Annotated in this window: 14 protein-coding genes; 6 read left to right on the top strand and 8 right to left on the bottom strand. The window is 69.2% G+C overall.

Going from position 1 to position 18,940, the window contains the following annotated elements; translation table 11 throughout:
- Positions 1–7: 7 nt before the first annotated feature.
- Together FEZ32_RS03370 and FEZ32_RS03365 are read right to left on the bottom strand one after the other, a co-directional pair.
- Positions 8–1,801 carry an NAD(P)-binding protein gene (locus FEZ32_RS03370; protein ID WP_051238531.1) on the bottom strand — a complete coding sequence of 598 codons (1,794 nt, stop codon included), beginning with the start codon at positions 1,799–1,801 and terminating at the stop codon, positions 8–10.
- 427 nt (positions 1,802–2,228) lie between these two features.
- Entirely contained in the window at positions 2,229–2,885 is a 657-nt protein-coding gene (locus FEZ32_RS03365) for a FadR/GntR family transcriptional regulator (protein WP_175415803.1), read from the bottom strand.
- Positions 2,886–3,438: 553 nt separating this feature from the next.
- Here FEZ32_RS03365 and FEZ32_RS03360 point away from each other — a divergent pair.
- The 4 genes from FEZ32_RS03360 to FEZ32_RS03345 are packed head-to-tail and all read left to right on the top strand — an operon-like array spanning position 3,439 to position 8,197.
- Positions 3,439–5,139, top strand: coding sequence for an L-lactate permease (locus FEZ32_RS03360; protein ID WP_138679916.1), 1,701 nt, complete (start codon positions 3,439–3,441; stop codon positions 5,137–5,139).
- Positions 5,140–5,167: 28 nt separating this feature from the next.
- The gene (locus FEZ32_RS03355) at positions 5,168–5,962 is read left to right on the top strand and encodes a (Fe-S)-binding protein (RefSeq protein ID WP_028703576.1); all 795 of its coding nucleotides are present in this window, start codon (positions 5,168–5,170) and stop codon (positions 5,960–5,962) included.
- Positions 5,963–5,966: 4 nt separating this feature from the next.
- A complete protein-coding gene (locus FEZ32_RS03350) occupies positions 5,967–7,502 on the top strand; it encodes a LutB/LldF family L-lactate oxidation iron-sulfur protein (protein WP_097799498.1) in 1,536 nt (511 codons plus the stop codon).
- Positions 7,502–8,197: a LutC/YkgG family protein gene (locus FEZ32_RS03345; protein ID WP_097799497.1), complete on the top strand. Its 696-nt coding sequence runs from the start codon at positions 7,502–7,504 to the stop codon at positions 8,195–8,197. Before FEZ32_RS03350 ends, FEZ32_RS03345 begins: the two co-directional genes overlap by 1 nt.
- 192 nt (positions 8,198–8,389) lie before the next feature.
- Here FEZ32_RS03345 and cydC read toward each other — a convergent pair whose 3' ends face one another.
- The 4 genes from cydC to FEZ32_RS03325 form a co-directional block, all read right to left on the bottom strand.
- Positions 8,390–10,036 (bottom strand): thiol reductant ABC exporter subunit CydC, encoded by a 1,647-nt coding sequence (gene cydC, locus FEZ32_RS03340; protein ID WP_138679915.1) that lies wholly within the window; start codon positions 10,034–10,036, stop codon positions 8,390–8,392.
- Positions 10,033–11,700, bottom strand: a complete 1,668-nt coding sequence (cydD, locus tag FEZ32_RS03335) for a thiol reductant ABC exporter subunit CydD (RefSeq protein WP_036982068.1) — start codon at positions 11,698–11,700, stop codon at positions 10,033–10,035. The genes cydC and cydD overlap by 4 nt, the downstream gene beginning before the upstream one ends.
- A gap of 89 nt (positions 11,701–11,789) precedes the next feature.
- Complete coding sequence (gene cydB / locus FEZ32_RS03330; RefSeq protein WP_138679914.1) at positions 11,790–12,854, bottom strand: cytochrome d ubiquinol oxidase subunit II; 1,065 nt, start codon at positions 12,852–12,854, stop codon at positions 11,790–11,792.
- Between the two features lie 12 nt (positions 12,855–12,866).
- Complete coding sequence (locus FEZ32_RS03325; RefSeq protein ID WP_028703582.1) at positions 12,867–14,381, bottom strand: cytochrome ubiquinol oxidase subunit I; 1,515 nt, start codon at positions 14,379–14,381, stop codon at positions 12,867–12,869.
- Between the two features lie 207 nt (positions 14,382–14,588).
- Between FEZ32_RS03325 and FEZ32_RS03320 the strand changes: the two genes are divergently transcribed.
- Both FEZ32_RS03320 and FEZ32_RS03315 read left to right on the top strand, forming a co-directional pair.
- The gene (locus tag FEZ32_RS03320) at positions 14,589–15,152 is read left to right on the top strand and encodes a BlaI/MecI/CopY family transcriptional regulator (RefSeq protein ID WP_138679913.1); all 564 of its coding nucleotides are present in this window, start codon (positions 14,589–14,591) and stop codon (positions 15,150–15,152) included.
- Positions 15,153–15,154: 2 nt separating this feature from the next.
- Positions 15,155–16,690, top strand: a complete 1,536-nt coding sequence (locus tag FEZ32_RS03315) for a helix-turn-helix transcriptional regulator (RefSeq protein WP_138679912.1) — start codon at positions 15,155–15,157, stop codon at positions 16,688–16,690.
- 9 nt (positions 16,691–16,699) lie between these two features.
- Here FEZ32_RS03315 and FEZ32_RS03310 read toward each other — a convergent pair whose 3' ends face one another.
- Entirely contained in the window at positions 16,700–17,218 is a 519-nt protein-coding gene (locus FEZ32_RS03310; protein WP_097799492.1) for a flavin reductase family protein, read from the bottom strand.
- Entirely contained in the window at positions 17,215–18,756 is a 1,542-nt protein-coding gene (locus FEZ32_RS03305; protein ID WP_138679911.1) for an APC family permease, read from the bottom strand. Before FEZ32_RS03305 ends, FEZ32_RS03310 begins: the two co-directional genes overlap by 4 nt.
- Between the last annotated feature and the right edge of the window lie 184 nt (positions 18,757–18,940).

The raw sequence follows: 18,940 nt of genomic DNA, 5'->3' as shown, positions 1-18,940 counted from the left end.
TTTCCGCTCAGTTCTCAGGGGTGACGGCGGTACGGGCTTCCGGTCCGTAGACGGCGGGATTGGGTTCGGGACGAACCGCCCATCCGGGGGTGGGGTTGCCCGATCCGGGAATGCTCTCGATCGGGGTCTCCTCGGGGACCATCTCGATGGCGTGCACCGGGCACTGGTCGAAGCAGGTCGCGCAGCCGGTGCACTTGTCGTAGTCGAACTCGTACCGGTGGCCGGGCCCGAGCTTGATGATGGCGTCCTCGGGGCAGGACCCGAAGCAGCCGTCGCACTCGAAGCAGTTGCCGCAGGACAGGCAGCGGCCGGCCTCGAAGTGGGCCTGGCGCTCGTCCAGGCCGCCGACCACCTCGTCGAAGTTGACGCGCTGGGTCGGGTCGAGCTCGGGCTGGTGGCGGCGCAGGTGGTCGCCGAAGTACCAGACGTTGAGGTCGTTGAACTCGGCGATGTTCTTCCGGGGGGCCGGGTAGCTGTCGTCGCGGCGCAGCCACCGGTCGATCTGCCGGGCGGCCCGCTTGCCGTGGCCGGTGCCGACGGTGACGGTGCGCTCGGAGGGGACGGTGTCGCCGCCGGCGAAGACGCCGGGGACATCGGTCATCAGGGTGGAGGGGTTGACGTCGACGACGTCGTCCTTGAACCGCATCCCGGGCAGCTTGTGCAGGAAGCCGGTGTCGGCCTCCTGACCGACGGCCAGGATCACGGTGTCGGCCTCGAGCTTCTCGTAACGGCCGGTGCCGTGCGGCTTGCCGTTCTCGTCGAGCTCCATCACCTCGACGGTGAGGTCGTTGCCGACATCGGTGATGGTGCGCAGCCAGTTCATCTGGACGCCCTCGCGCTCGGCCTCCTCGCGCTCCTCGGCGTGGGCCGGCATCTGGTCTGCGGTGCGCCGGTAGACCACGATGGACTCCTCGGCGCCGAGCCGCTTGGCGACCCGGGCGGCGTCCATCGCCGTGTTGCCGCCGCCGTAGACGGCGACCCGGCGGCCGATCATCGGCTTCTCGCCGGATCCGACCTGGTGCAGGAAGCTCACCGCATCGACCATCCGGGAGGCATCGGTGGTGGGGATGTCGACGCGCTTGGACAGGTGGGCGCCGATCGCTACGAAGACCGCGTCGAAGCGGCCCTGTGCCTTCTCCTCTGCGAGATCGGTGACGTTGTGGTGGAGGACGATCTTGACCCCCAGGTCGACCAGCCGGTCGACCTCGGCGTCGAGGACCTCGCGGGGCAGCCGGTACTCCGGGATGCCGTAGCGCATCATGCCGCCGGCGGCGTCGCCGCCGTCGTGGATCTCGACCTCGTGGCCCATCATCGCCAGGTGGTAGGCGGCCGACAGTCCGGCGGGGCCGGCGCCGATCACCAGCACGCGGTGGCCCGAGCGCAGCGTGGGGCGGTGGAACTTCCAGCCCTTCTCGATGGCCAGGTCGCCGAGGTAGCGCTCCACGGAGTGGATCGACACCGATCCGTCCAGGTCCGCGCGGTTGCAGGCGACCTCACAGGGGTGGTAGCAGACCCGGCCGTGGATGGCGGGGAAGGGGTTGTCGGCGGTGAGCTGACGCCAGGCCTTCTCCTCCTGGTGGGCGGTGACCAGACGCAGCCACTCCTGAATGTTCTCGCCTGCCGGGCAACCGGCGTTGCACGGGGGGAGCATGTCGAGGTAGACGGGACGTCGCGTCCGGACCGGGGCGACCCGCCCGGTGGTGGTTGCCAGATTCGGCAGTGTGGTGAGGTCCTGGGTGGTGACCTGGTGTTCGGGCGGGGTGACCTGGCCCTCGGTGCTGAACGGGGTGTCCGTGCTCATGCCTGACTTCTCCCTTGGATTCGGGTGCCGACTCGCTCGGTGGTGGACAGTGCTGTGACGCGATGCCACGTCCGCGGGCCCAGCGATCCGGGCACGTCGCGTCACAACGTCAACTGACAGCGATGGTAAACCCCGGTGATCGTTTGTTCAGAACCGGGGGCCGCTATTGCGATTATGTTCAGCAGGCGTTGCGTAAATAGTGTGGTAAATGCCACAAGACAGCGCTTTCCCGGGCCTGAACAGGCACCGCGAAATACGAAAGCGGCATGTTCGCTAAACGTGCTGGAATGCGCTTTCCATGGATCGTGCGGGTGCCCGGAGTCGCCTGGTGGTGTTCCGGGAGCGGTGTCGGGCGGGGGCCCGGCGGTGCCGTGCCGCGAAGCGATGGAGGGGGTGCGGTGAGCGGCCCGACGGACGTGCGGCCGGGTCAGTCCAGCAGGATCCGGTAGGCGTGCCGGATGTGCTCCTCGGTGAGCCTGGCGGCCCTCTCGATGTCGCCCTCGCAGATCGTGGTGAGCATCGCGTCGTGCTGGTCGATGAGGGTCTGGCGGACGGTCGGCCAGCTGACCAGGGCGTGCTCGGCGATGCTGATGGGGTCCTGGACGGCGCGCCGGATGGCCACCGTGATGTCGCTCATCAACCGGTTGTCGCCGGCCTCGGCCAGGGCGACGTGGAACTGGGTGTCGAGCTCGTTGAAGGGGTTGGGGTCCAGCGCGGTGCGCATCCGCTGCTGGAGCTCCCGGGCGCGGTCCAGCGGCTCGGGCTCGCGCCGGCGGGCGGCGGCGGCGCAGGCGGCCCGCTCCAGGGCCACCCGGGTCTCGGTGAGATCGGCGAAGGAGACGATGTCGAGGGCCAGCTGCAGGCGAAGGATCCGACCCATCGCGTTGGTGGAGGTGGCCTGCACCCGGGTGCCGTTGCCGCGGCCGGCCCCCGAGACGAGGATCCCCTGGGCCTGGAGCACCCGGATCGCCTCGCGCACCGCTCCCCGGCTCACCCCCAGATGGATGGCGAGGTCCCGCTCGGCGGGAAGCCGGGTGCCGTTGACGTACTCTCCGGCCAGGATCTGGGAGTCGATGTACCCCAGTGCGACGTCGAACCCGCCCTGGGGGCCGGGGTTGTCGGCGGTGGGCTGCTTCGTCGCAGGGCTGGCGGCCGGGGTGGTTCCAGGGTTGGCCGGGGTGGTTCCAGGGTTGGCGGGGGCTGTGCCGGGGCTGGGGCTGGCGCCCGCCTGCGGGGCGGGGTCGGCCAGTGGGGCGGGGCCGGCGGTCGGGCTCGGAGCGTGATCGGCGTCTGAGGTCGCGTCGGGGTTGCCAGGGGTGGCGGGGGATGGAGTCATGGTGCGCCTGTCGTCGAGCGGCCTTGGTCGATCAGATGCCTGGCAAGGGGTGCCGGGTGGGGCCCATTCTCACCCCGATCGGGGCCGATCGGTAACCGGGCGTGTGCGAACTCGGGGGTGTGCCGAGCCGGCTGAATGTTGGTGCAGGACACGTCTGGAGAGTTTGCACGAAAGTCTTGACACCCACTCTGGCTACGACCTACTGTAGTTTTTTGGTAGGACCAGAGGCTTCCCGCGAAGAAAACGGTCCGTTTCCCTGACTTAAATAACTCAGCCAACTTGGCGGAACAACGGAGTTTCCATGGTTCTTCTTGAGGTATTCAGACCAGACACCAACCCCTTGGGGCAGCGGTGGCTCTCGGCGCTGGTGGCCTTCGTCCCCGTGCTCGCGATGCTCATCACTCTGGGCGCCCTGAGGTGGAAGGCCCACTGGGCCGGCATCTTCTCCTGGGCGGTGGCCCTGGTCATCGCGGTGGTCGCCTTCAAGATGCCCTTCCTGATGGCGCTGTCGACCAGCGCGGAGGGTTTCCTCTACGGCCTCTTCCCGATCGTGTGGATCCTGATCGCCGCGATCTGGATGTACCAGCTCACAGTGGTCTCGGGCCGATTCGACGATCTGCGCAAGACCTTCTTCCTCATCAGCGACGACCCCCGGGTGCTCGGCATCCTCATCGCCTTCTGCTTCGGCGGTCTGCTGGAGGCCCTGGCCGGCTTCGGCGCCCCGGTGGCCATCGCGGCCGCGATGCTCATCGGCATCGGTTTCGGCAAGCTGCGCGCCGCCATCACCGCCCTGGTGGCCAACACCGTCCCGGTGGCCTTCGGAGCGGTCGGACTTCCGGTGATTCAGGCCGCGGCGACCGCCGGGCCGGTGCCGGGTCTTCCGGTTTCTGCTGTCGCTCCGGTGAGCGCGCGGATCTGCGCCATCCTCTGCCTGGTGGTGCCCTTCCTGATGCTGTCCATCATGGACGGTAAGAAGGGCGTCAAGGAGGTCTGGCCGTTCGGTCTGTTCTGCGGTGTCGTGTTCGGCGCCACCAAGTGGATCGTCGCCTCCACCCCGATGTTCAACCTCACCGAGGTCTTCGCGGCGGTCATCACCGTCGGCCTGGGCATTCTCTTCCTCAAGTTCTGGAAGCCCGTCGGCGGCCATGACGCCGCCCAGCGGATCGGCATCCCGATGGACACCACCCTGGAGACCGACCCGGTCAAGGCCGAGAAGGTCGACACCTCCGACCTCACCGGCAAGCGCATCTTCATGGCTCTGGTGCCCTACATCCTGGTCATCGTGATCTTCGCAATTGCCGCCGTGCCCTCTATCAAGAAGGCCTTGGCCAGCGCCGACGTCAAGATGGCGTGGCCCGGCCTGTCCGGTCTGCAGTCCGCCTCCGGCAAGGCCGCCGGTCACGCCGCGTACACCTGGCCGTGGCTCTCCCAGCCCGGGTTCCTGCTCGCCATCGTGGCGATCCTGGTCGGCCTCATCTACCGGATGAAGCTCGCCGACATTTTCAAGGAGCTGTGGGTCAACGTCAAGAAGATGAAGTTCACCATGCTGACCATCGGCATGGTGGTGGCACTGGCCTATGTCATGGGCGACTCCGGCCAGACCCTGGCCCTGGGCCTGTTCATCGCCGGCGCCGGGGCGATCTACCCCTTCCTCGCACCGCTGCTCGGCTGGATCGGCACCTACGTGACCGGTTCGGACACCTCGGCCAACATCCTCTTCTCCAACCTGCAGTACACCGTCGGTCAGTCGATCGGCCAGGGCTCGTACCTGGGAGTCGATGGCATGACGCACCTGTTGGTGGGTACCGGAGCTGCCGGCGGCGTGGTCGGCAAGATGATCTCTCCGCAGTCGCTGGCCGTCGCGGCCAGCGCGATCGGCCTGGTCGGCTCCGAGTCGGTCATCCTGCGCAAGGTCTTCAAGTACTCGATCTTCCTGATCGTTCTCATGTGCATCCTGGCCGGACTGATGTCCACGCCGGTGCTCTCCTGGATTCTCCCCTGATACCGGTACTAGCTCGGAGGCCCCGTCAATGACTACAACAACAGCTGCCGCGAGCAGCACAGCATCCCTGGCCAAGCCCGGCGACGGTATGACCGTCGGCCTGTTCATCACCTGCATCAACGACGTGATGTTCCCCCAGACCGGTCAGGCGGTCGTCAAGATCCTCGAGCGGCTCGGCTGCTCGGTGGAGTTCCCCAGGGCGCAGACCTGCTGCGGCCAGATGACCACCAACAGCGGCTACTTCGAGGAGTCGATGCCGGCGGTCAAGCAGTACGTCAAGGCCTTCTCGGGCTACGACTACGTGGTCGCCCCGTCCGGCTCCTGCACCGGTGCGGTCCGCGAGCAGCACCCCATGCTGGCCCGCAAGCTCGGCGACGCCGGGCTGATCCGCGAGGTCGACGAGGTGAGCCAGAAGCTCTACGACCTCCCGGAGTTCCTCATCGACATCCTGGGTGTGGAGGACGTCGGCGCCTACTTCCCGCACCGCGTCACCTACCACCCGTCCTGTCACGGGCGCCGCTTCCTCAAGCTCGGCGACAAGCCGGCCCGACTGCTCAGCCACGTCAAGGGCATGACCATCGTGCCGCTGCCGATGGAGGAGCAGTGCTGCGGATTCGGCGGCACCTTCTGCGTCAAGAACTCCGACATGAGTGCCGCGATGGCCTCGGACAAGGTCCGTCACATCCGTGAGACGGACGCCGAGTACGTGGTCGCCGGCGACAACTCCTGTCTGATGAACATCGGCGGGGTGCTGTCCCGCCAGAACTCCGGGGTCAAGGCCATCCACCTGGCCGAGATCCTGGCCAACACCGAGGAGGACTGACGGCATGGGTACCGAACTGCGTCGCATCACCGACGGTAATCACGGCGTCGCGCGGCTGACACCGGCCCCCGACCACGGCGGCACCTTCCTGGGAATGCCCAAGTTCCAGAAGGCCGTCAAGCATGAGCTGGAGCTCAACGTCCAGCGCAAGAATATGCGCAACGCCACCACCACGATCCGCAACAAGCGGGCTCTGCGCGTCTCCGAGTCGCCCGACTGGGAGGAGCTGCGGGAGGCCGCGACCGAGATCAAGAACCGGGTCTCGCGGCATCTCGACTACTACCTGGAGGAGGCCGAGAAGAGCCTCACCGCTCACGGCGTCCACGTCCACTGGGCCCGTGACGGCCAGGAGGCCAACCAGATCGTCGCCGAGATCGCCCAGGCCAAGGGGGTCGACGAGGTCGTCAAGATCAAGTCGATCACCACCCAGGAGACCGACCTCAACGAGTACCTGGAGGAGCAGGGGATCGCAGCCTGGGAGACCGACCTGGCCGAGCTCATCGTGCAGCTCGGACACGACCGGCCCTCCCACATCGTGGTCCCGGCCATCCACCGCAACCGCGCCGAGGTCCGCGAGATCTTCCTGCGGGAGATGAAGAACTACGGGCGTCCGGCCCCCGAGGATGTCTCGGAGAACCCGCCGGAGCTGGCCAATGCGGCCCGCCTCCACCTGCGCGAGAAGTTCCTGCGGGCCAAGATGGCGGTCTCCGGCGGCAACTTCGTGCTCGCCGACACCGGATCCCTGGTGATCGTCGAGTCCGAGGGCAACGGCCGGATGTGCCTCACCCTGCCCGACACCCTGGTGTCGATGGTGGGCATCGAGAAGATCCTGCCCTCCTTCGACGACCTCGAGGTCTTCCTCAAGCTGCTGCCGCGCTCGGCCACCGGCGAGCGGATGAACCCGTACAACTCGGTGTGGAGCGGCGTCACCGACGGCGACGGCCCCCAGGAGCAGCACGTCATCTTCATGGACAACGGCCGCACCGACGTGCTCGCCGACCAGGTGGGACGCGAGGTGCTGCGGTGCATCCGCTGCGCCTCCTGCATCAACACCTGCCCGGTCTACGAGCGGGCCGGCGGTCACGCCTACGGCTCGGTCTACCCCGGCCCGATCGGCATCTCCCTCACCCCGCAGCTGCGCGGCGTCGAGGACCCGGTCGACCGGGCGATGCCCTACGCGTGCTCGCTGTGCGGGGCCTGCAACGAGGTGTGCCCGGTGAAGATCCCCTTCACCGACATCATCCTTCACCTGCGCCACAAGGTGGCCCAGGCCGAGAAGGCCGACCGCTTCGGCGCCGATGCCGAGGGCACCGTCGAGCGCAACCTCATGAAGACCGCAGGATGGATCTTCGGCGACGCCAAGCACTTCGAGGCGGTCCAGGTGGCCACCCGCGGCGCCGGCAAGGTCCTCAAGGGCAAGCCTCTCGGACCGATCCCGGTCCCGGTGGCCGAGCGCTGGTTGAAGTACCGCGACGTTCAGGCGCCGCCGGCAGACACCTTCCGCAGCTGGTGGAAGAAGAACCGACAGGAGGGCAAGTGATGAGTGCCCAGCAGACCACGATGAGCGCGAGGGACACCGCGGCACGCACCGAGATCCTGGCCAGGATCCGCCGGGCGACCGCTGACATCACCGACAAGGATCCCGAGACCGACTCCCCCATCCAGTGGGAGTACGGCCGCGGGATCGAGATGGACGACGTCGTGAGCACCTTCGTCCAGAAGGTCATCGACTACTCCGCCACCGTCGTGCGGGTGGCTCCGCCGGACGTGCCGCAGGCCGTCGTCGAGGGTCTGCGGGCCACCGGCGCGCGGATGAGCGCGGTGGTCCCGGCCGGGCTGGACGCCGACTGGATCTACGCGATGCGGGCGGCCGGTCTGGAGGCCCGGGTGGACGAGCCGGCGCTGAGCAAGGAGGTGCTCAACGACACCGAGGCGGTGGTGACCGCCGCCGCCTGCGGTATCGCGGACACCGGCACCATCGTGCTGACCCACATCGCCGATCAGGGACGCCGTGCGATCACCCTGGTGCCCGACCGCCACGTGTGCGTGGTGCGGGCCTCCCAGGTGGTCTCCGATGTGCCCGAGGCGACCCAGATCGTCAAGCCCGCGGTCAAGGAGGGTCACCCGTTGACCTGGATCTCGGGAGGCTCGGCGACCAGCGACATCGAGCTGTCCCGGGTGGACGGGGTGCACGGACCGCGCAAGCTGTACGTCATCGTCGTCGACGACATCTGAGTCTCACCGCGGCTCGCCGCGAATGATCCTGGTGCTCGAGGGGGGCGCCGTTCCGGTCCAGGCCGGGGCGGCGCCCCCCTCATGCGTGCTCAGGTCGAGGGTGTGCGTGCGAGCGTGTTGGGCCGGGCGAGTTCAGGCTTTGTCTGGTGAGCAGCCAGGCGTGTTCAGTGCGTGCCCGGTAGGCCGAACCCGTCAGTCGATCTTCCAGACCCGGTCGCAGCGGTCCATCACCGAGGTGTCGTGGGTGATGACGAGCATCGCAGCATCCTGGCTGCCGGCCCACAGGTCGTCGATCAGGGCCGCCGAGGTCTCGCTGTCCAGATGCTCGGTGGGCTCGTCGAGGATGAGCAGCGGCGGGGCGATCCCGGGCTCGGCGGCGTCCCGGTGGATCACCAGCACCCGGGCCAGGGCCAGCCGCTGGGCCTCGCCCCCCGACAGGGTGGCGCCGTCCTCCCCGACGATCCGGTCGGGGTCCATTGCCAGACCGGCGTGGGCCAGCGCCTCGGCGACCTCCCGGTCGGTGGCGTCCCGGTCGCCGATCCGGACGTTCTCGGCGATCGTGGTGGCGAAGACGTGGGCGTCCTGGGCCAGGTAGCGCACCCTCCCGGTGGTCGTCACGGTCCCCGCCAGTGGCGGGATGAGACCCATCACGGTGGCGGCCAGGGTGGTCTTGCCGATCCCGGAGGGGCCCACCACCGCGACCCTCTCGCCGGCCTCGATGTCCAGGTCCAGGCCCGCCAGGACCGGCGGGTGACCGGGCCAGCCGATCGTCAGGCCGCCGACGTGCAGGCCGGGAAGCTCCCCGGCGCGCACGTGCTCGCCGTCCACCCGTGCCTTCGTGGAGTCGCCGGTGCCGACCGGCGGGGTGTCCAGCACCTCGACGATCCGGTCCAGGGACTCGGTGGCGCGGGTGTGCGCCTGGGCGGCGGCGGTGAAGTTCGCGAAGACCTCGTGGAGGGCCAGCGGGGTGAGCACCAGGACGGCCAGGATGCGGCCTCCCAGCTCCCCGTCGGCCACCGCCTGGCCGCCGATCAGCAGGGCCCCGATCACCGCGACCCCGGCCGCCAGGACCTGTCCGGCGCTGGCCAGGCCGCGCGCCCGGGCGGCCCGGCGCTCGGCGTCGCGCAGCCTGGAGTCGACCTCCAGGGTCCGGTCCAGGGCGTCCCGGTCGGCCCCCAGGGCGACCAGATCGGGGGCCAGGTGGGCCAGTTCGCGGGTCCGGTCGGCCAGTTCGCCGCGCAGCGGGGTGATCTCCCGGTCGGCGCGCAGCGAGACTCGCTGGGTGAGCCAGGGCATCAGCACCCCGGCGATCAGGGCCGAGCCGAGCAGCACCGCGGCCGAACCGATCGAGAACCGGCCCAGCAGCACCGTGGTCCCGATGATCACCAGGCTGGCCGAGCAGGCCGGGACGACCACCCGCACCACGAGGTCCAGCACCGCCTCGACGTCGGCGGTGGCGCGCACCAGCAGATCGCCGTGACGGCGTCCCAGCAGGGTGGTGCCCGACAGATGCCGGTAGACCCGCATCCTCAGGGCGCTCTGCATCCGCAGCGCCAGGTCGTGACCGACCAGCCTCTCCACGTAGCGGAACGCGCCGCGCGAGATGCCGAAGAACCGGACGCCGACCGCGGCGGCCTCCAGGTAGAGCACCGGCGGCAGTTCGGCGGCCCGCGACAGCAGCCAGCCGGCCACCCCCATCAGGGCCACCGAGGCCCCCGAGGCGCAGGCCGACAGCAGGATCGAGCCGAGCAGTCGGCGTCGTCCGGCGGGCACGTCGCCCAGCAGCAGCCGCAGCAGGCGCCAGGCGGGACGCCGGATCAGATCCGGGTGCGTCGTCATGAGCTCACCACCGACTCGAGGGTGACCACCCGGTCGGCGTCCTGGAGGACCTGGGGCCGGTGGCTCACCACCAGCACGGAGTAGCCGAGGCTGCGCAGGGTGGCCAGCACATCGGCCTCGGTGACGTCGTCGAGTCCGGCGGTGGGCTCGTCGAGGACCATCATGCCGGCGCCGCCGTGCTCGACCCGCAGCAGGGCCCGGGCCATCGCCACCCGGCGACGCTCCCCGGCCGACAGGCCCTCGGCGTCGTCGTCGATCTCCTTGTTGAGGGGCAGCGAGCGGCCGCCGCAGCGGTCCAGGCAGTCGCGCAGGACCTCCGGGGGAAGAGTCTTCACAGGTGCGGTGTGCGAGGGCAGGGCGGCGGATCCGGCGGTGCCCAGCAGCAGGTTGTCGGCGATGGTGCCGCGCAGCAGCCCGGGGACCTGCGGCACATAGGCAAGACGGCGTCGCCAGGCCCGCCAGGTGTCCGGGTCGGCGCCGGTGAGATCGAGGTCGCCGATGAGGATCCGGCCCTCGTCGGGGGCCAGGAAGCCGAGCAGGCAGTCCAGGGCGGTGGTCTTCCCGGCTCCCGAGTGGCCGGCCAGGGCGACCAGCTCGCCCGGGGCGACCGCCAGGGACAGCCCGGACAGGGCGGGGGAGGGGGCACCGGGATAGCGGTAGGTCAGTCCGTCCAGGACCAGCCTCGCCTCGCGCGGGGAGGGGACCTCGATGGGCCGGCCGGATCCCCCGGCAGCACGCGATCGACCCGACGCGCTCGGCAGGTTCGAGGGGGTCTGGGACCTCTCGATGACCGAGAAGGCCGCCTCGGCGGCCGCCATCCCGTCGGCGGAGTCGTGGTAGCGGGCCCCCACCTCGCGGACCGGCAGGTAGACCTCGGGGGTGAGGATGAGGATGAACAGGGCGGTGCGCAGATCCATCCCGCCGGCGGCGACCCGGAAGCCGATCGTCACCGCCACCAGGGCCACCGACAGGGTGGCCAGCAGCTCCAGGACGAAGGAGGACAGGAAGCTGATCCGCAGGGTGCGCATCGTCTCGGTCCGGTTGGCGCCCTCGGTGCGCCGCAGCCCCTTGAGCTGGGCCCGGGCGCGCCCGAAGACCTGCAGGGTGACCAGACCCGACATGAGGTCGGAGAAGTGGTTCGCCAGCCGGGTCTGGACCTGCAGCCGGCGAGTCATCGCCGTCTCGGTGCGCCATCCGATGAGGGCCATGAAGACCGGGATGAGCGGGATCGTCACCGCGATGATGATGACGCTGGTGAGGCTCTGGAAGCCGATCGCGGTCGCCAGCACCACCGGGACGATGCAGGCCAGCACCAGCTGCGGCAGGTACTTCGAGTAGAACCCGTCCAGGGCGTCCAGCCCGGTGGTGACCAGGGTGATGAGGGTGGCCGAGGAGACCGAGGAGTCGGTCGGCCGGGCCAGTCGGGCGCCCAGCAGGTCACCGCGCAGCTGCGACTTCACCGCGGCCGCGGCCCGGTGGGAGAGCCATTCGGTGGCCCAGGAGGTGACCGCCCGACCGGCGAAGACCGCGGCCAGCAGCAGGCACCAGCCGGCCAGCCCGTCGGTGCGGTGGGTGGTGAAGACCGAGGAGATGGAGCGCGCCAGCAGCCACGCCTGGCACAGCACCAGGGCGGCCGTGACCACCCCCGTCGCGCAGAGCGCGATGAGGAAGGGCACGGTCGCCCTGGCCCGGCGCAGGAGCCGGGGATCGATGGGACCCGCCACGCGATATCAGGCCGCCGCGGTGCGCAGCATCAGTGCGCCCCGGCCGGGATGGACTCCCGGGAGATCCGCTTGCGGAACACCCAGTAGGACCAGATCTGGTAGGCCAGCACGACCGGCACCATCACGGCGGCGGCGATCGTCATGATCTTCAGCGTGTAGGGGCTCGAGGAGGCGATCCACATGTCGAAGGGGACGCCGACCGGGCGGAACCCGATGTTGCCCCACATCTTGACGAACATCGCGGCCATCATGAGGGCGATCGCCAGTCCGTTGAACAGGAAGGCGAAGCCGTCGCGCTGGCGTCCCGAGAAGACGGTCGCGATCACCACGAGCAGCACCGCCAGCAGCGAGACGATCCAGGTGATCAGGTGGGCGGTGCCGTTGGCCGGGGCGTACATCGTGTTGAACATGACGGCCCAGACGGCCATCACGATCGCGGCGGCCCAGCCCAGCCGGGTGGCGTAGCGGCCGGCCCGGTAGTGCATCCGACCGGTGGTCTTGAGGGCCACGAAGCCGGCGCCGTGGGCGCAGAACAGCACGACGAAGAGGATCCCGCCGATGAGGGCGAAGGGGGTGAACAGACCCCAGAAGGAGGTGGTCACCAGGGGGGCGTCGCCGTTGAGGGTGGGGACGGGCCCCAGGGTGATTCCGCGGACGAAGTTCGCGAACCCGACGCCGAGCACCACGGTCGGCAGGAAGGAGCCGATGGTGGCCATCCAGTCGAAGGAGTTGCGCCACTTGGAGGACGGGTGCTTGGACCGGTACTCGAAGGCGACACCTCGGATGATGAGGCCCAGGACCACCAGCAGCAGCGGGAGGTAGAGGCCCGAGAAGAGGGTCGCATACCAGCCGGGGAAGGCGGCGAAGGTGGCTCCGCCGGCGGTGATGAGCCAGACCTCGTTGGCGTCCCAGGTGGGGCCGATGGTGTTGACCATCACCCGCTTGTCGGTCTCGTCCTTGCCGAGGAAGGGCAGCAGCATGGCGACGCCGAAGTCGAATCCCTCCAGGAAGAAGAATCCGATCCACAGCACGGCGATGAGGATGAACCACACCGGAGTGAGCGTGGAGTGGGCGATCTCGAGAATGGGGAACATGAACAACACCCCTCAGTAGGCGAAGGACAAGGGGGCGTCCTCGTCCTTATCGGTGGTGGCCGGGGTGACATCGGGCAGACCCTTGCGGATCGCCTTGAAGAACAGGCCGACCTCGACGACCGCCAGGGCCCCGTAGATCAGCGTGTAGACGGCGACCGAGGTGAACACCGATGCGGCGGAGACCCCGGGGGAGACCGCCTCGGTGGTGGGCAGCACGCCGGCGACGATCCAGGGCTGGCGACCCATCTCGGTGAACAACCAGCCGAAGGAGTTGGCGAACAGCGGGCACAGCGGTACCAGCACCAGGACCAGGGTGAGCCATCTCATGTGTCTCGGGTTTCGATCCCGGGCCAGCCAGATCAGCATCACCAGCCCGGCGGCCATCGCGATCATCCCGAGGGTGATCATGATCCGGAAGCTCCAGTAGGTCACCGGGATGTTGGGCTGCAGCTTGATGCCGTTCTTGGCGATGTGGCCGCGCAGCACCTCCGCGTAGCTGGACTGCAGGGAGGTCTGGGTGCCATCCTTGCGACGGTAGGTGTACTCGTTGAGGTCGACGTTCTTGAGGTTGTTGATCCCCTCGATCGTGCTGCCCCACTTGCCGTTGCCGAGGAAGCCGAGCAGCCCCGGAATCTTGATGGCGAAGATCTCCTGGGACCCGTCGAGCTTGCCGATGGTCAGCAGGGAGAAGTCGCTGGTCTTGTAGTAGGCGCCCTCGGCCGAGGCCATCTTCATCGGCTGGACGTCGGTCATCACCTTGCCCTGGTAGTCGGCGGAGATCATGGTGACCGCTCCGGCGGCGATGAGCACCCAGGCGCCGAACTTCGTCGCCCAGCGCCAGGTGCGGGCGTCCTCGACCTCTCCGGCGTCGGTGATCGCGGTGGTGCGCCGTCCGTTGGCGACCTTGGAGAGGTGCCAGAAGGCGGTGGCCGCGATGATCGCGCCGGCGACGACGTAGCAGGCCGACAGCTGGTGGAGCAGGGTGGCCTTGAGCACCGGGTTGGTGAGGACGGCACCGAAGTCGGTGAGCTCGGCCCGGCGGGTCTGCGGGTTGTAGCTGGCGCCGACCGGGTTCTGCATCCAGGAGTTGGCGGCCAGGATGAAGACCGCCGAGATCATGGTGCCGAAGGCGGTGAGGTAGATGGTCGCCAGGTGGACCTTCTTCGGCAGGCGGTCCCAGCCGAAGATCCACAGCCCGATGAAGGTCGACTCCAGGAAGAAGGCGATGAGCGCCTCAAGGGCCAGCGGGGCGCCGAAGATGTCGCCGACGAAGCGGGAGTACTCCGACCAGTTCATCCCGAACTGGAACTCCTGGACGATGCCGGTCACGACACCGAGTGCGAAGTTGATGAGGAACAGGTTCCCGTAGAACTTCGTGAGTTTGAGGTAGCGGTCATTCGAGGTCTTGACCCAGATCGTCTGCATGACGGCGACCAGCATCGACAGCGCGATGGTGATCGGGACGAAGAAGAAGTGGTAGATCGTCGTGATCCCGAATTGCCATCGAGCGATCAGTTGGGCGTCCATGGGGCCGAACCTACTACCACAGGTCGTAAAACGTCCACACGGAGCCGTACTGGAATCGTACTGGTGACGGGGCCGCGTGCCTCGTCGGGGGTGCCTGTTTCGCCATCAGGGGAATGGTGTACGGCACCGGCTCCCGGGGCCGCTGGCTGGCCGCGAGGATACTACAAGTTGTCGTATCAGGGGCGGCGGATGGCTACACTGTGGCCCATGGCCGTACTGGGAGATCTTGAGCACCGCATCATGGAGGTGCTGTGGAACGCCGATGGGCCGATGTCGGTCCGCGACGTCCACGACGTGCTCCTCGCCGACGGCAAGATCGCCTACACCACCGTGATGACGGTCCTCGACCGGCTCGCCAAGAAGAACGTGGTCTCCCGCCACCAGGAGTCGCGGGCCTGGATCTACCGTCCGGCACGGTCGAAGGCCCAGTTCATGGCGGGCGAGCTCGGCCAGGTGCTCAACGAGGCCGGTTCGGACCGCTGCGAGGTGCTGGCCGCCCTGGTGCCCACCCTGGACCCCAGCGAGCTCGGGGCGCTGGCCAGCGCCCTGGACCGGGCCGCCAGCAGTTTCCGCTCCGGACGTCGGGGCCCCGTCCCGGCCGGCAGCCCGGCGTCCCCCGACGAGGACGCCGCCCTGGTCGAGGAGTCGGGGAAGGGTGCCGACGAGAGCACTGCCCCGGTGGTCGCTGCTGGGCTCGAGGGTGGTGCTGTGCCCGAGGCCGGTCGCGTGCCGGTGGTCGGTGCTGAACCGGTGGACGTGGACCGTGGCTGACCATGGGGACCGCAGGGCTTGAGTCGATCGCGGCGCTGATCAGGCGCGCCTGGTTCGGGCTGACCCCCCACGAGGCGGTTGCCGTCCACGACGTCCTGTTGAGGGCCACCGACGCCGAGATCCTGGCGGACCCGTTCCTCATCTACGGCCGCATCATCGGCCACTACCTGGCGGTGCGCGCCGACCTGGGAGGCGATCAGCACGGCCCCCTGATGGCCAGTGCGGGTCTGGTCGAGTACTGCCTCAATGCGGTGACGACCTCCCACGACATCGACGAGGTCATCGGCTACGGGACGATCCTCATCGTCGGCACCCGGATCCGCGGCGATCTGGCCGAGGCCGACCGGCTCGGCGAACTCGTCCAGCGCCGGGTCCGCGAGGTCCAGGACTGGGCGGCTCGCCTTCCGGACCAGGACGAGGTGCTGCGTCCTGGCCAGCTGGAGATGCAGCGCGGACTCACCTTGACCCTGATGGGCGAGCTCGGGGCCGCGATGAGGTGCTACGACCAGGCCTGGTCGAGTCGCGGGGAGTCTCCCTATCGACATTTCGCCGGGGCGAACGCGGCCGCGAACGCCGCGATGCTGGCGGCCTTCGAGGGCCACTACGAGCTCGCCGAGACCTGGCTGGCCCGGGTCGGGGGGTACCGGGACCGGGTCCTGTGGTCCTCCCATCTCACCTACCTGGGGGAGTACCTCGCCCGCGCCCTGCTGGCCGCCGACAGCCTGGATCCCGAGGCGGCGTCGGCGGCCTGCCGCGACGCCGGGGACGGCAGCCAGGCGGTGGAGCTGTGGCCCTTCGTCGCGGCCGCCGGCTGCGCGGTCGACCTGGCCTTCTCCGATTCTTTCCGGGCCTATGAGAGGTTGCGGTCGGCGGCCTTCGCCCACGGCCACGAGTTGGCCCACAGCACCGCTGCCGGAGGCCTGCTGCAGCGGGCCTACCTGGACTGCCTCATCGCGATGGGGGACGGCGCGCGGGTGCTCCATCTGGTGGGGCAGGAGGAGCCTCCGCCGCGCACGCTGGTGCCGATCGTGCGGGTCCATCTGCTGAGCGGGAGCAACGAGGTCGCCGCGCGGGTGGCCATCCGGGCCGTCCGACGCGATGACATCTCACTGCGCGACCAGCGCGAACTGGCCCTGGTGAGATCGGTCGCGCTGATGCGGATGAATCGGGTGGCCGAGGCGCGGCAGTGCTTCTCCGCCCTGCACGCCTGCCGGACGAGGTACTCCGCCGGCGCGGCGTCCCGGATCTCGCCGAGCGCACTGGCCCAGCTGCGCGATCTGTGCGGCCCCGGCCCGTCCCGCGAGCCGGCGCGAGAACTCCCGCTGCCCCTGGAGACGGTGAACCTCACCCGCGCCGAGACCCAGGTGCTGCGACTTCTGGCCCGCGGGTGCACGGTCGCCCAGGTCTCCGCGGAGACCTTCACCTCGGTGAACACGGTGAAGACCCACGTCCGCTCGATCTATCGCAAGCTCGGCGTCAACAAGCGGACCGAGGCCCTGTGGCGGGCCGACGAGCTGGGACTGCTCGGATCCGACTGAGGAACGGCGTCACAGCGTCCGGTAGCGGCCCCGGATGTGGTGCAGCGGGGCCGCGTCGTCGGCGATCTCCAGGTGGTCCAGCGTTCCGGTCACCTCGAGCAGCCAGCCCAGCGGGCGGGTGTCCTCGACCCGGACCCCGGCCCAGGTGTGCCCGGCCAGCCGCGGTCCCCACTGCGAGTCCAGCCACCGGCCCCTGCGGAAGGGGCCGCCGAGGCTGGGCAGGGCGCCGGCGAAGGTCTCGGAGATCTCCTCGTCGGGGCCGTTGAGAAGGGTGATCGCCAGCCGGCCGGTGGTGGGGATGAGCTCGGCCAGGTCGGAGTCCACATTGATCAGCCCCGCCACCCGCCACGGGTCCCCCGGCACCGTCATGAGGGAGGAGACGGTGAGGCCGGCGGCCTCACCGTCCGGATTACTGGGCTCCAGCTCCCCGGCGGTCCAGACGGTGACCCGGGAGCCCAGTCGGCCGCGCAGCTGGCGGGCCGGCTCGTTGACCGGGTCAGCGAAGGGGTTGGTCGAGTGGATGCTCATCGGGCCGAGGTGAGGGACTCGCTCAGGTCGGCGTCGGGGACGCTGGTGAACCGCGAGCGCAGCCGGGCCCCGCGCAGGTAGCCGACCAGGGACAGCGCGACGATGAACCCGATGGTGCCCAGGGTGAGCGCCTCGAAGGCGCCGTAGGAGACCCCGGAGGCCTGGGAGAAGTCGTGGGGCAGGCCGAGCAGCGCCTCCAGGGTGCCGGGGAAGACCGTCACCCAGGAACCGAGGGCGACCAGGGCGGTGGTGATGACGCACATGCCCACGAAGACCCAGTTCGGGCCAGGAACCCGGAAGGGGCGCTCGGCATCGGGGAAGCGGGTCCGCAGCCGTGCGGCGGCCGGGATGATGAGCAGGTAGCTGAACAGGTAGGTGGTGATGGCCACCCCGAGCACCACGTTGAACAGCGAGGCCGAGGAGCCGGTGAGCTGCATGGCGGCCAGCATGAAGGCCGTCGAGACGGTGCCCGACAGCAGGTTGACCCGCACCGGGGTGCCCAGGGTGGGGTGGAAGTGCCCGAAGAACCCGCCGAAGAAGGAGCCGTCGGCGGCAGCCATCGCCTGCATCCGGTCGGACATGATCATCCAGGCGGCGCCCTGGCCCACATTGGCGCCCATGAACAGGGCGACGGCCAGGGTCATCATGGCCCCGGAGGCCGGGCCGTAGACCGAGAAGACGGTGGACACGGCGGTGAGCAGCCCGGAGACGCCGTCGATCATGGTCGGCGGGATGACCAGCAGGATGGTGAGCACCGGGATGAGGTAGAAGATGCCGGCCATCGCCGAGGAGCGCAGCACCGAGACCGAGACGTCGTGCTGGGCGTTGTGCATCTCCCCCGAGGCGCTGGAGGAGCCCTCGAAGCCGAGGAAGGCGAAGAGCAGCAGCGGGGTGAGGGTGACGAACCCGGACAGGGTGGGGGAGAAGCCGGACATCGGCAGGTGCTGGACGCCGTGCCGGGTGGCGTAGAAGGCGGCGGTGAGGATGAACAGGGCCAGGAAGGCGATCTTGAGGAAGGCCCCCGCGGTGGGGATCCACTTGGCCTTCTTGAGCGAGAGGATCGCGGCCAGCACCGTCAGCCAGATGAAGACCAGCTTGAAGAGGTAGTCGGGGGTCGACCCGGGGGCGAAGTGGACGACGTGGTTGCGGGCCGCCTCGGCGTTGAGGAAGGCCATCGACCCGCCGACCCAGACGGGCTGGGTGATCCAGGTGAGGGCCGAGGCAACGGCGGCCGCCGGGCGCCCGAAGGCTTTGCGGGTCCACAGGTAGACCCCGCCCTCGCCGACGAAGGCCGATCCGGTCTCGGCGAAGATCAGCGCGTAGGGGACCAGGAAGACGACGATCAGGATGACCAGCCAGGTGAAGGTCTGCGAACCCTGGGCCGACACCGAGCCGAGCATCTCCAGGCCGACCACCGCCGAGACGATGAGGAAGACGATGTCGAACCGGCTGAGGGTTCGTTGCAGGACCTTCGTCTGGTCCTGCGCCATCTCGGTGTCGGTGTGTGCGGTGACCTCGCGGGTCCTGACCTCGGCCATGGGTCTCATTTCAGTAAGAGGACGTGACGCCTCGACTGGGGGCAGGCCGGGACGGGGACCTCGCCGGAGGTTCCGGGCGAACAGTCTAGACGCGCCCCGCCGGTGGCCCGCCGGGGGTGAGACCGGTGGTCAGCGGGCCGTCTCGGGTGCTGGGGTGCGCTGCCGGCCCGGTGCAGGTGCTGCT

Origin of the sequence: Acidipropionibacterium jensenii (assembly GCF_005890135.1) — a bacterium.
GTDB classification, from domain to species: domain Bacteria; phylum Actinomycetota; class Actinomycetes; order Propionibacteriales; family Propionibacteriaceae; genus Acidipropionibacterium; species Acidipropionibacterium jensenii.
This window is presented reverse-complemented; position numbering and strand designations above follow the sequence as displayed.

What these genes read in the sequence shown, in the direction of transcription:
- FEZ32_RS03305 (WP_138679911.1), bottom strand. Translation starts at nt 18,756, where the DNA reads ATGGCCGAGGTCAGGACCCGCGAGGTCACCGCACACACCGACACCGAG.
- FEZ32_RS03360 (WP_138679916.1), top strand. Translation starts at nt 3,439, where the DNA reads ATGGTTCTTCTTGAGGTATTCAGACCAGACACCAACCCCTTGGGGCAG.
- FEZ32_RS03370 (WP_051238531.1), bottom strand. Translation starts at nt 1,801, where the DNA reads ATGAGCACGGACACCCCGTTCAGCACCGAGGGCCAGGTCACCCCGCCC.
- FEZ32_RS03310 (WP_097799492.1), bottom strand. Translation starts at nt 17,218, where the DNA reads ATGAGCATCCACTCGACCAACCCCTTCGCTGACCCGGTCAACGAGCCG.
- FEZ32_RS03325 (WP_028703582.1), bottom strand. Translation starts at nt 14,381, where the DNA reads ATGGACGCCCAACTGATCGCTCGATGGCAATTCGGGATCACGACGATC.
- cydC (WP_138679915.1), bottom strand. Translation starts at nt 10,036, where the DNA reads ATGACGACGCACCCGGATCTGATCCGGCGTCCCGCCTGGCGCCTGCTG.
- FEZ32_RS03350 (WP_097799498.1), top strand. Translation starts at nt 5,967, where the DNA reads ATGGGTACCGAACTGCGTCGCATCACCGACGGTAATCACGGCGTCGCG.
- FEZ32_RS03320 (WP_138679913.1), top strand. Translation starts at nt 14,589, where the DNA reads ATGGCCGTACTGGGAGATCTTGAGCACCGCATCATGGAGGTGCTGTGG.
- FEZ32_RS03315 (WP_138679912.1), top strand. Translation starts at nt 15,155, where the DNA reads ATGGGGACCGCAGGGCTTGAGTCGATCGCGGCGCTGATCAGGCGCGCC.
- FEZ32_RS03355 (WP_028703576.1), top strand. Translation starts at nt 5,168, where the DNA reads ATGACTACAACAACAGCTGCCGCGAGCAGCACAGCATCCCTGGCCAAG.
- FEZ32_RS03345 (WP_097799497.1), top strand. Translation starts at nt 7,502, where the DNA reads ATGAGTGCCCAGCAGACCACGATGAGCGCGAGGGACACCGCGGCACGC.
- cydB (WP_138679914.1), bottom strand. Translation starts at nt 12,854, where the DNA reads ATGTTCCCCATTCTCGAGATCGCCCACTCCACGCTCACTCCGGTGTGG.